This window comes from Streptomyces phyllanthi (genome assembly GCF_009377205.1).
Lineage (GTDB): Bacteria > Actinomycetota > Actinomycetes > Streptomycetales > Streptomycetaceae > Streptomyces > Streptomyces phyllanthi.
This window is the reverse complement of sequence record NZ_VJZE01000306.1, coordinates 1-11,279: the sequence shown is the minus strand read 5'-3', so window position 1 is coordinate 11,279 and position 11,279 is coordinate 1. Positions and strand designations below refer to the sequence as shown.

General features: G+C 71.1%; 10 protein-coding genes and 2 pseudogenes. 8 read left to right on the top strand and 4 right to left on the bottom strand.

Annotated features, from left to right (window positions below; all coding sequences use genetic code 11):
- Both FNH04_RS31530 and FNH04_RS31525 read left to right on the top strand, forming a co-directional pair.
- Positions 1 to 1,164: outer membrane protein assembly factor BamB family protein (locus tag FNH04_RS31530; RefSeq protein ID WP_152789187.1), on the top strand; the 1,164-nt coding region annotated here is incomplete at its 5' end.
- A 176-nt stretch (positions 1,165 to 1,340) separates the two neighbouring features.
- Positions 1,341 to 1,892: a hypothetical protein gene (locus tag FNH04_RS31525; protein WP_152789186.1), complete on the top strand. Its 552-nt coding sequence runs from the start codon at positions 1,341 to 1,343 to the stop codon at positions 1,890 to 1,892.
- A 58-nt stretch (positions 1,893 to 1,950) separates the two neighbouring features.
- Here the strand turns inward: FNH04_RS31525 and FNH04_RS31520 are convergent.
- A pseudogene (locus FNH04_RS31520) lies at positions 1,951 to 3,021 on the bottom strand (RNA-guided endonuclease InsQ/TnpB family protein); the annotation flags it as partial.
- A 26-nt stretch (positions 3,022 to 3,047) separates the two neighbouring features.
- Here FNH04_RS31520 and FNH04_RS31515 point away from each other — a divergent pair.
- Positions 3,048 to 3,173, top strand: a pseudogene (locus tag FNH04_RS31515) (transposase); the annotation flags it as partial.
- Positions 3,174 to 3,235: 62 nt separating this feature from the next.
- Here the strand turns inward: FNH04_RS31515 and FNH04_RS46775 are convergent.
- Positions 3,236 to 3,391, bottom strand: coding sequence for a hypothetical protein (locus tag FNH04_RS46775; protein WP_194236875.1), 156 nt, complete (start codon positions 3,389 to 3,391; stop codon positions 3,236 to 3,238).
- Positions 3,392 to 3,508: 117 nt separating this feature from the next.
- On the opposite strand from FNH04_RS46775, the gene FNH04_RS31510 reads away from it, so the two are divergent.
- Positions 3,509 to 4,153 (top strand): helix-turn-helix domain-containing protein, encoded by a 645-nt coding sequence (locus FNH04_RS31510; RefSeq protein ID WP_152789185.1) that lies wholly within the window; start codon positions 3,509 to 3,511, stop codon positions 4,151 to 4,153.
- On the top strand, positions 4,150 to 5,517 hold the full coding sequence (locus tag FNH04_RS31505; RefSeq protein ID WP_152789184.1) for an MFS transporter: 1,368 nt from the start codon (positions 4,150 to 4,152) through the stop codon (positions 5,515 to 5,517). Before FNH04_RS31510 ends, FNH04_RS31505 begins: the two co-directional genes overlap by 4 nt.
- A 269-nt stretch (positions 5,518 to 5,786) precedes the next feature.
- Here the strand turns inward: FNH04_RS31505 and FNH04_RS31500 are convergent, their stop codons facing one another.
- The gene (locus FNH04_RS31500) at positions 5,787 to 6,947 is read right to left on the bottom strand and encodes a DUF418 domain-containing protein (RefSeq protein WP_152789183.1); all 1,161 of its coding nucleotides are present in this window, start codon (positions 6,945 to 6,947) and stop codon (positions 5,787 to 5,789) included.
- A 423-nt stretch (positions 6,948 to 7,370) separates the two neighbouring features.
- On the opposite strand from FNH04_RS31500, the gene FNH04_RS31495 reads away from it, so the two are divergent.
- From FNH04_RS31495 to FNH04_RS31485, 3 genes are all read left to right on the top strand, one after another.
- Positions 7,371 to 9,170: an ABC transporter ATP-binding protein gene (locus FNH04_RS31495; protein ID WP_322724382.1), complete on the top strand. Its 1,800-nt coding sequence runs from the start codon at positions 7,371 to 7,373 to the stop codon at positions 9,168 to 9,170.
- Between the two features lie 339 nt (positions 9,171 to 9,509).
- A complete protein-coding gene (locus tag FNH04_RS31490) occupies positions 9,510 to 9,821 on the top strand; it encodes a hypothetical protein (RefSeq protein ID WP_152789181.1) in 312 nt (103 codons plus the stop codon).
- A gap of 82 nt (positions 9,822 to 9,903) precedes the next feature.
- Positions 9,904 to 10,533, top strand: a complete 630-nt coding sequence (locus FNH04_RS31485) for a hypothetical protein (RefSeq protein ID WP_152789180.1) — start codon at positions 9,904 to 9,906, stop codon at positions 10,531 to 10,533.
- Here FNH04_RS31485 and FNH04_RS31480 read toward each other — a convergent pair.
- The coding region (locus tag FNH04_RS31480) for an AMP-binding protein (protein WP_152789179.1) at positions 10,527 to 11,279 on the bottom strand (753 nt) is incomplete at its 5' end. The genes FNH04_RS31485 and FNH04_RS31480 overlap by 7 nt on opposite strands.

Sequence of the window (11,279 nt, the reverse complement as noted above, 5' to 3'; positions counted from 1 at the left end):
GCGCCCACCGCCCCGCCCGCGCCCCCGGAGGGGGCCGGCTGGCGTCCCTGGCGCTTCCGTATGTCGAACGACGTCTGGGGCACCCCCGCGGTCGCCGACGACCTCGTCTACGTCACCTCCTTCGAGGTGCACGCCCTCGACGTGGCGACCGGCCGCCGCCGCTTCAAGACGCGGGACGTGGCCTGGTCGATGGCGGTCTCGAACGGCCGTATCCACGCCTCGGACGGACCGACCCTCTTCGCCCTGGACTCCCGCGAGGGCACCGACCTGTGGCGGCTGTCCGTGGACGCCTGGGTGTACTCGCTGCAGGCCGACAAGGGAACCGTCGTCACCGGCACGCGCGGCGGCGGCGTCCAGGCGTGGGAGGCCTCGAACGGCCAGAAGCTCTGGGAGATCACAGGTGCCCAGACCGACTTCGAGTCCCCCGAGGCGGGTCCGGTCATCCACGACGGCACGGTGTACGTCTGGAAGGACGCCCGGCTGCGCGCCCTGGAGGCCCGTACGGGCGAGGAGCGCTGGTCGTACCCCATCGGTGACGCGGCCTCGTGCGGGGGCGTCCCGGTCCGTCTGACATACGCGTCGGACGGCTACGTGTACATCTCCGCGGGCTCGCGCGTGCTGGCCGTCGACGTGGCGAGCGGGCATGTGCGCTGGCACTTCGAGGCTCCGGCGGTGTTCCTGTGCGCGCCGACGTTCGTACCCGGTCCCGCCGTCACGGGCGGCGGTGTCTACCTCGCCGACTACCTCGGCACGGTGTACGCCCTCGACGCGACCGACGGCCGCGACCGCTGGCGTATCGCCACGGAGTCCCGGGCGTCGGTCGACCAGGTCCTGGTGGCGGCCGGCCATGTCCACGTGGGCAGCGGCAAGGGCCTGTACACCCTGGACGCGGTCACCGGCACCCCGAAGTGGCGCTTCCAGGCCGGCGGCGACATCGTGGGCGCCCCCGCGGTCGCCGACGGCCGCATCCACTTCGGCTCCACCGACCACCTGCTCTACACCCTCAAGTCCGACGACGGTCGCCTCCGCTGGAAGCTGGCCACGGGGGGCGAGATCACGGGTTCTCCGGTGGTGAAGGACGGGGTGGTGTACGCGTGCAGCAAGGACCGCTGTGTGTACGCGCTGGACGCGGAGAAGGGCACGGGGACCGCTCGGACCACGTAGACGCCATGGTGGACGCCGCGTAGCCGACCGACCGGCCAGCCGGTGCGGCCGGGCACTCCTGGAGTGTCCGGGAGCCTCCTGGAGCGCTGCTAGGGTGGCGTGCACCTGCCACGGGGGGCTTCCTCCGTGTGCGGGTGCAATGCCAACACGACAGTTCTCAACGGGGGTTGAAGAACGTGAAACTTCGCCATGTCCGGGCAGTCGCCGTCTTCGGTATCGCTGTCATGGCCCTCACCGGCGCCCGCGGTTCCCACGGCGGTGGCTGCGACTCCGGTTCCTCGTCGTCGAGTTCCAGCAGCAGTGGTGGCTCCACCGGGAGCACCACCGGTGACGTCGGCAAGGACGACGACTACGACGACACCACGACGACGGGCGGCACGAGCACGTCGGGCTCCGGCGGCACGTCCGGCTCCACGGGTGGCACCGGCTCGGGCCGCGCCGCCAAGGACGTGAAGATCGAGACCTGCGAGTTCGACGCGGCCCGCGGCCTCGTCGCCCGCGTCCGCGCCACCAACAGCAGCCTCAGCACGACCTACACGTACGGGTTCAAGGTCACCTTCAAGGACCCGGACGGCAAGGTCGTGCGCACCAGCGGCTCCCTCATCCCGTCCGTCCCCGCCGACTCCTCCGACACCCTGGACGTCGCCGCCGCCTACGTCCCCGCGGACGGGGAGAACATGAGCGGCAGCACGTGCCGGTTGAGCTCTGTGACACGCATGGCCGATTGACTTGCTCCTCGCCCTGAAGGGCGAGGATTCTGGCCTTCCCCAACCGGTTGCCGTGCCGCTACGCGGCACGGTTTCCGGTGGGGAATCCGTGGCTTCCTGTTTCTTCGCGCTGTGCCGGGATTGCTCCTGGTCTTACCGGCGCTCCGCAGGCCGATACCGCCAGTCCGGCGGCCGTCTTGATGTTGATCGCGGCATTGGTGTCCCGGTCGTGGACGGCGCCGCAGACGGTACAGGTCCATTCCCGGACGTTCAGGGGTTTGGGTCCGTCGACGGCGCCGCAGGTGGAGCAGGTCTGGGAGGTCGGTGTGAACCGGCCGGACTTGGCCAGCTTCGTGCGGGCCAGTCCCGCCACCGACAGGTCCTCCACGGCGATTGCTTGGTTCTCGCGGATCAGCTTCGTGGAGAGCTGGTGGTGGAACTCACGGCGTGCGTCAGCGACTTTGGCGTGAGCGCGGGCGACCTTCAGGCGGGCCTTGGCGCGGTTCTTTGATCCCTTCTGCTTGCGGGACAGCTCCTTTTGGGCCTTCTTCAGTTTCTTCTCCGCGCGCCGAAGGAAGCGCGGGGAGTCGATCTTCGTGCCGTCGGAGAGGACCGCGAAGTGGGTCAGGCCGAGATCGATGCCGATGGTGCGGTCGGTCTCGGGCATCCGGGCCAGGTCGGCGGCGGGGTCGGTGTCGATGACGAAGGAGGCGAAGTACCGGCCGGCCGCGTCCTTGACGACGGTGACGGAGGTGGGGGTGGCGGGCAGCGTGCGGGACCATTTCACCTTCACCGCGCCGATCTTCGGCAGGTTCAGACGGCCACTGCAGGTGATGCTCCAGCGGGCGTTGGCGGTGAACCGGATCGACTGCCGCGTGTCCTTACGGGACTTGAACCGGGGCGGGCCCACCTTCGGTCCCTTGCGCGCGCCCTTGAGGGAGGCGAAGAAGTTGCGGTACGCCTTCTCGGCGTCCCGCAGGGACTGCTGGAGGACGACGGCGGAGACCTCGCCCAGCCAGGGCCGTTCCGCTGTCCGCTTCGCCTCGGTGATCAACTTCCTCGACAGCTGACCGGCCGTCGGGAACGGCTGGGCGGCCTTTCGGGCGTCTTCACGGGCGCGGACCGCGTCGTTGAACACGACGCGGGCACAGAACTGGTCGTCACTGTGCTTTCGTGATGCATGTGCACTTGGTCTTCGTGACCAAGTTCCGGCACAAGGTGTTCACCGATGCCCACGTGAGGCGTATGGAGGAGATCATGCGGTCGGTGTGCACGGACTTCGAGTGCAAGCTGGTGGAGTTCAGATTTGCTTCATCACCGGCCTGAAGGCCGAGCGCTGCGAATGAATTCCGGTAGCAGCCGCGTCAGCGCATCCCGAAGGCGTCGGCGATGTCGTCCGGCAGCTCGTCGCAGTCATCCGCGATGTGAATCCGCCCTCGGAGCGACCCTCGTCCCATCCGCCTCACCTCGGGCCAGGGGGACTCGGCCTCATGCACGTCGTACTGGCGAGCTGTTTCCATGACGGCCTCACAGTACAGCCGCAGCAGAGACGACCAGGCGCCGATGCAGGCACCTTTCCCAAATTGATTCTGCAAAAGTACTTTTGGAAAGCTCCCCGGGAGACCTACTCTCCCTTTATGCCCAGCCAAGAGCACCGGCGCATCCTCGACCCCGAGCGGGACACGGCGGCTTTGAAGGCCCTCACCCATCCCCTGCGGCTCCGGCTGCTCGGGCTGCTGCGGCAGGACGGCCCGGCCACCGCGAGCGAACTCGCCGTCAGGACCGGCGAGTCGTCCGCGTCCACCAGCTACCACCTGCGCGTTCTGGCGAAGTACGCGTTCATCGCCGAGGCCGAGCACCGTGATGGGCGGGAGCGCCGCTGGCAGTCGGTGCACACCGTGACCTCCTGGGACAACGAGGCCATGGAGGCCTCCCCGGCGGGCCGCGCCTGGGTCGGCCTGGCGCGTCGGCGCCAGATCGAGCACCTGGCGGCGTCCCTGGCCCGGCACGAGGAGGACCTCGCCGCCGGGCGGCTGGGCAGGGAGTGGACGGAGGCGTCCGGCATCAGCGACCTGATGCCCCGGCTGACCCCCGAGTCGCTGACCGAACTCCGGGAGGTGTTCGAGCGCAAGCTCGAGGAACTGACCGCCCGGGACGCGGAGGACCCCCGCGCCGAGCAGGTCGTGCTCGTCACCGCCGGGCTGCCTCTCGCCCCGCTCCCCAGCGACGGGGAACCGGAAAGCGCCACGCGCACCGCGACGGAAGGCGAGGGCGCGTCATGACCGGTACAGGAACCGGCCCCGGGTCCGAGACGCCGTACTTACGCCGAGCCCGCCACCGCTACGTCACGGCCTGCGCGCTCTTCTGGCTTCCGCTGGGCCTGACCATCGCCCCTCTCGTCCTGCTGTTCACCGAACGCGGTATGTCCCCCGCCGCCATCGCCGGCTTCTTCGCCGTGCACTCCCTGACCGTGGCCGCGCTGGAACTGCCCACCGGCGGACTGTCCGACGTCCTCGGCCGCCGTACGGTCCTGGCCGCCGCCGGCCTGCTGATGCTGACCGCCTTCACCCTGGAGGGCCTGGGCACCGCTCCCTGGGTACTGACCGCCGGTATGGCCTTCGCGGGCGCGGGCCGCGCTCTGTCCAGCGGCCCCGCCGAGGCCTGGTACGTCGACACCGTCCAGGCGCACGGCGGACCCGGCGCCGACCTGCGCACCGGACTGGCCCACGGCTCCGCCGCGACGGCTGCCGCGCTCGCGACCGGCACCCTGTTCGGCGGCACGCTCCCCTGGCTGCTCGGGCTCGGCCCGGACATCGGCGCCCGGCTGAGCGCGGCGACGGGTCACGTGGTGCTGCCCCTCTCCGTCCCTCTGCTGCTGGGCGCGACGGTCGAGATCGCCTTCGTCCTCTACGTCCTGACCGCTCTGCGGGAACCCCCTCGGCCGGCAGCCACGCTGCGCGGGGCGCTTCGGGGTATCCCCGCCACCGTCGCGGACGGACTCCGGCTGGGCGGGCGGGATCCGCTGGTCCGCCGCGTACTGCTCAGCGCCGGAGCCGTCGGCTGCGCCCTGGCCGCGATCGAACTGCTCACCCCTGGCCGGGCCGCGGCCTTCACCGGCGCGTCGGAATCGGGGGCGGTCCTCTACGCCGCCCTGTCCTGCGCCGGCTTCCTCTGCTCGGCCGCCGGCAGCCACGCCGCACCGCTGACCGCCCGGATATCGGGCGGCGGCGAGCGTGCGGTCCTGGCGGGTCTCGGCACCAGCACCCTCGGTCTGGTGCTCCTCGGCGTGACCGCGGCGTCCACGGGGGCACTCTCCCTGGTGCTCGCCATCACGGGGTACGGCCTCGTCTACCTCGGACTCGGTGCGGCGAGCCCGAGCGAGCGGGACCTCCTGCACCGCCGCGTCACCAGTGCGGGCCGCGCCACGGCGCTGTCCGTCCAGTCCCTCGCCCTCCAACTCGCCGGCGCCCTCGCGGGCCTGGCCGTCGGCGCCCTCCCCCAAGGCCCGTTGCCCTGGCTCCTGTCGAGCGCTGCACTACTGGCGGGCGCCCTTCTGTGGGCTCGGCGCGGTGAGCCCGCGGACCCGGGCTCCACCTGCCGACAGGCACCGCAAGCACACGGGGCATCGCAGGCGCGGGAGGCGTGAGAGGCGGTGTTTGGCAGATTTGGGCCACCGGACGCCGCACCATCACCCGACAGCGCGGGACCAGCACGGGACCAGCCTGGCCCAAACTGTGACTTCGATCGATAGGGGGCCCCGTGCCCTCGGGCGTCGATGAGGCCGGCGGGCTGCGAGGCCGCCGAGGTGGGAACCTCCACACTCCACCCCGGCCCGGGCCGCTCACGGATCCAGCATCTGCCGCTGCTGCCCCAACGCCCATCACGCCAGGTGGTGCTGGGGCAGCCTTGAACGTCTCATCGGATGTGCTTCGCCGGCTTGGTGGCGGTGTTGAGCAGGTACTCCAGGGGGCCGCGGCGGAAGAAGCGGGACCAGATCGCGGCGAACAGGATGGCTCCGAGGACGTACATGATCAGGGGCAGCCAGGACTGCTGGGTGCCGGTTCCGGCGGGCGTGGACAGTGCGGACTGTGCGAGGAAGTGGCCGACGTAGGCGGTCAGGGACATGGTGCCCACGGCGATGACCGGCTTGGCCAGGCGGCGCAGTCGCGGCAGGCGGTCCATTGCCACCGTCGCGCCCACGATCACGAGGATCACGATTCCGACGCTGCCGATGATGTCGAACGTGGTGCCGCTGTGCGGCCCGGCCTTCAGGAGAAACGACGCGGGCATGTCGGGGAACGACCCGCCCTCAGGGGGCATCGATCCGCTGCCGGTGGGCATCGACCCGGAGCCGCCGGACGACGGCCCGTCTTCCGCGAGGCTCCGCAACGCGCCCTTGCCGGCGAGCAGCAGGGACATGCCGTAGGCGGCCGCGGTGAGGGTGGCGCCGAGCGCGGCCAGGCGCTTCTGGACTGTGCTGGAGGAGAGGTCGAGGCGGCCCAGCGCCATGCCCGCGATCACGAACGACATCCAGGTGAGCGCCGGGTAGAAGCCGGTGAGCAGCAGATCGAGCACGCCCACCTCGCTGAGGTGGCGGAGCGGGTCGTAGGTGTTGATGCTCTGCTGGACCGACGGGGTCAGCAGCGAGGTGAGGACGAACGCCAGCTGCGGTGCGACGAGGGCGAACGCGGCCGCGATGATCGCGAGGGTCCTGGCGCGCAGGCGCACCAAGGGCAGGGCGAGGAGGAAGTAGACCCCGTAAAAGCCGAGGATGATCACTCCCCCGTACTCCATCGCCATCACGGTGCCCAGGGCCAGCAGGATCACGGCGCGGATCGCGATCCGGGCCTTCGCCTGCCGGCCCGCCAGGCCGGTCTTCGGCTCACGGCGGCCGGCTATCAGCATCAGCGAGAACCCGGCGAGGGTGGCGAACAGGACCGACGAGTGACCGTCCGACATGTATCGGATCCAGCTGGCGACGCCGGTCGTGGCGGACAGCGGGGGGCCGATGTGCACGACGTACATGCCGAACACCGCCAGCGCGCGGGCCAGGTCCACCCCGACGAGGCGTCCCATCGAGGGACCGGACGAGGCCGGGTCGGCAGACTCGGGGGAGGTTTGGGGCGGTGGAGGCGAGTTCTCCTGCGGAGCTGACGTCTCCTGCGGCGGCTGTGTCTGTGTCATACGGAGAACCTCGCGTGGACGTCCGGGGACGGACCATCCGGCAGTCTTCGGGCTCTCCCCCGCCGATCGGCGGCTACCGCCCTGCCGACTGGCGGAGTCCCGTCCTGACCGGTCGGTCCGGTGCGACCTGACGGCGGTGCTGTTCAGCCACTTGGCGGGGGTGGACCCGACGGTTGCCGGATGGGCGCGTGGCAGCCGGGCTTCCAGGCTGGAGGCATGACACACCGCGCCGATACAAGGGGCGCGAGGACTTCCTCGGCACTTCGGCCCGCGTACCGGGTTGTGACGCCGCGACACTGCAAAGAAGGGAACTTCGTGAACACCGCATCCGCTCCGACGACGGATGAGACGTCCCTGTCCGCCCGGGGGACGGTCAGGGCGCTGGGCGCGTATGTGCGGCCGCACCGTTGGGCGGTCGCCCTCGGTCTGTTGTGCGCCCTGGTCGGGGCCGCCGGAGGGCTGCTGCAGCCGTTGGCCACGAAGGTGCTGGTGGACCGGCTCGCCTCCGGTGGGACCATCGCCGGGATCCTGCTGGCGCTCACCGTGCTGGTGGTGCTGGGCACGGCGGTCGAGGCGTTCGGCGCGTATGTGCTGGAGCGGACGGCGGAGTCGGTGGTCCTGGCCGCGCGGCGCACCCTGGTGGGACGGCTGTTGCGGCTGCGGGTCGCGGAGTGGGAGCGGATCCCGCCGGGTGATCTGATGTCCCGGGTCACCTCGGACACGACGCTGCTGCGGGCGGTCAGCACCCAGGCGGTCGTCTCCGCGGCCACCGGCGCGGTGGCCTTCGTCGCGGCGGTCGTGGTGATGGCGTTGCTGGACGTCGTGCTGCTGGCTGTGACGCTCGGTGTGGTCGTGCTGGTCGGCGGGGCCGTCGCTCTGGTGATGCCGAGGATCGCGCGGGCCACCGAGCGGTCGCAGGAGGCGGTGGGGGAGATCTCCGTCGCGCTGGAGCGGGCCTTCGGGGCGTTCCGTACGGTGAAGGCGTCCGGTGCCGAGGAGCGGGAGACCGCCCGGGTGGAGGCGGCGGCGCGGCGGGCGTGGCGGCACGGTGTGAAGGGCGCGAAGTGGGAGTCCGTGGCGGGCTCGGCGGACGAACTCGCCGTACAGCTGGCCTTCCTCGCGGTGCTCGGGGTCGGCGGGGCGCGCGTGGCGGCCGGGGAGATCCCCGTGTCCACCCTCATCGCCTTCCTGCTGTACCTCTTCTACCTGATCGAGCCGGTGTCCAGGCTGGTCGACGCCGTGTCCTCCTATCAGGAAGGTGCGGCGGCGATCTCCCGGATCGCGCACGTGGAACGTCTGTCGACGGAGCCGACCGACCGGCACAAGGGCGTCCTGCCCAGGCAGGGGACAGCGGTGCCGGGTCCGGCGTCGGTCCACTTCGAGGACGTGTCCTTCCGTTATCGTGCGGGCCTGCCGTACATCCATCGGCAGGTGGGTTTCGAGGTGCCGGGCACCGGGATGACGGCTTTCGTGGGCCCCTCCGGTGCAGGCAAGTCGACGGTCTTCGCGCTCATCGAGCGGTTCCACGAGGCAACCGGCGGCCGGGTCCTGGTCGACGGCAAGGACGTACGGGACTGGCCCCTGCCCGAGCTGCGATCTGCCATCGGATACGTGGAGCAGGATGCTCCGGTGCTGGCCGGCACGCTCCGGGAGAACCTGGTCTTCGCGGCGCCCGGCGCGACGGACGACGACATCCGCCACGTCTTGGCCCGGACGAAACTCGCCGGCCTCGTCGAGCGCCTGCCCGATGGCCTGGACACTCCGGTCGGGCACCGCGGTTCGAAGCTGTCGGGCGGTGAGCGGCAGCGCGTCGCCATCGCCCGCGCCCTGCTGCGCAGGCCACGCCTGCTGTTGTTGGACGAGGCGACCTCGCAGCTCGACGCCGTCAACGAGCTGGCGCTGCGGGACGTCGTCGCGGAGGTGGCCCGCGAGACCACCGTGCTGGTGGTGGCCCATCGCCTGTCGACGGTCACGGACGCCGACCGCATCGTCGTCATGGACGCGGGCAGGGTCCGCACGGTCGGCACTCATGAGGAGTTGGTGGCCAAGGACGAGCTGTACGCACAGCTCGCGGCGACGCAGCTCCTGACCTCGGCGGGACGTCCCCGCGGGTGAGACGGGCCTGAGCCATGGGCTCGCCGGTGCCGTCGGCCGTCGTCCACCGGACTCGTGAGGCTGCGGACAGCGCCTGTGCGGCAGGGGCTGCGGGTGACGACGGTCGCCCGCACCCTCGCCGACCTCCTGCGGGCGGGGCCGCGGGATAACGCACTCGTCGCCGTGGAGTCGGCGTTCACCTGGCGGAGAGTGACCGCGTCCGCCGAGCCCCTCTCACCACGCCGGCCGCGCTCTCCGCCGCGCTCGAAGCCCCGCTCCTCGGAGCCGGGAGGGCCCGCCGCCGGCCGGAGTCGGCCGACCCGGCCTCCGGCTCACCCGCGGAAACCATCGCCCGCCTGCATGTACGACGCAGGCCTCCACCCCGAGACCCGGACCGAACTCATCACTCCTGGCGGCCGTCGCCGCTTCCTGGACTTCTTCTTCCGAGCCCAGGGCCTGGCCGTCGAGATCGAGGGCTACGCCTACCACGGCACCCGCGAGTCCCACCGCCGCGACGTCACCCGCTTCAACGAGGTCCTCCAGTGCCCGGAGGTCCGCACTCTCCTCCGGTTCACCGCCGAGGACGTCTTCCACCGGCCCGCTCACATGATCGAGCAGATCCGGGCCGCCCTCGCCCGTCTCCGCCAGGGAGACGCTCGACCGAGCAGGTAACGGAACGAACCCCTCCGGCTCCTCCCACGTCCCAGTGCCGAACGCCACGGACGCAGAGCACCACAGGACACCAGGGGGCGACATGAACCAGCGCAGGATCACCAGGGCCGCGACGGGCACCGTCATCACGGTGCTGGCGCTCGGGGTGCTCCAGGGAGCCGGTGCCGCCGGGGCCGACAGCGGGAACGAGCCGGCCGACACGTGCGTCGGCAAGCAGGCGGAGGGACCGAAGGGCAGCGCTCCCGACGACAGGCCGCTGTACCGGGCCCTGGCCTACATCGAGAACGCGGCCAAGGAGCACCGGGGCATCTTCACCGGGCTGGCCGTCGACGACGAGACCGGGACCGCCCACGTCTACCGCGTCCCCGGCGAGGAGGCCGAGGGGTTCGACGCCGACATCTGCGGTGCCGCCGAGAAGGGTGTCACCGTACGGCTGTACGACACCGAGGTCGCCCAACGCGAGCTTGAGGCTCTTGTCGACCGGATCAGCGATGACATGGAGCGCTGGGAGGGGGACTTCAGCATCTGGTCGATCGGTCTGGACGCCGACTCAGTGGTCGTGGGCGTCTCCGACCCCGCGAAGGCCGGGCCGATCCTCAGGGACGCCTACGGGGAGGAGACCATGAGGCACGTCAGGATCGAGCAGGAGCAGCAGGCCACCCTTCTGCACGAGGCCCGGGGACAGCAGGAGTCACCGGCCCGGAATCACTGACGCGGGCCCTTCCCGGACCGCAGCTCCCCCTTCACCACCTTCCCGCTCGCGTTCCGCGGCAGTTCCCCCACGAACTCCACCGACCTCGGCACCTTGTAGTTCGCCATCTCCCGCCGCGACCAGGCGACGATGTCGTCGGCGGTGACGACGGCCCCCGGCCGCCGTACGACGAACGCCTTGCCCACCTCGCCCAGGCGTGCGTCCGGCACGCCGATCACGGCCACGTCCGCCACCTCGGGGTGGAGCATGAGCAGTTGCTCTATCTCCGCGGGGTACGCGTTGAAGCCGCCGACGATGAACATGTCCTTGATCCGGTCGGTGATACGGAGGTTGCCCGCCTCGTCCAGGACGCCCACGTCCCCGGTCCGCAGCCAGCCGTCCTCGGCGATCGCCTTCGCGGTCCCGTCCGCGTCCTCGAAGTAGCCCCGCATGACGTTGAAGCCGCGGACCAGGACCTCCCCGGGGGAACCGGGCGGCAGCGGCTGCCCCGACGGGCCCACCACCCGCACCTCCGTCCCCGGAATCGCCCGCCCGGACGTGGACGCGATCACCTGCGCGTCGTCCCCGCGCCGGCACATCGTCACGATCCCGCTGGCCTCCGACAGGCCGTACGCCGTCAGGACCGTCCCGATCCCCAGCTCGGTCTTCAGACGTTCCACCAGCTGCAGCGGCACCACCGCCGCCCCCGTCACCACCAGCCGCAGCGCCGACAGGTCGTAGCCGTCACGGGACGGGTGGTCCAGGAG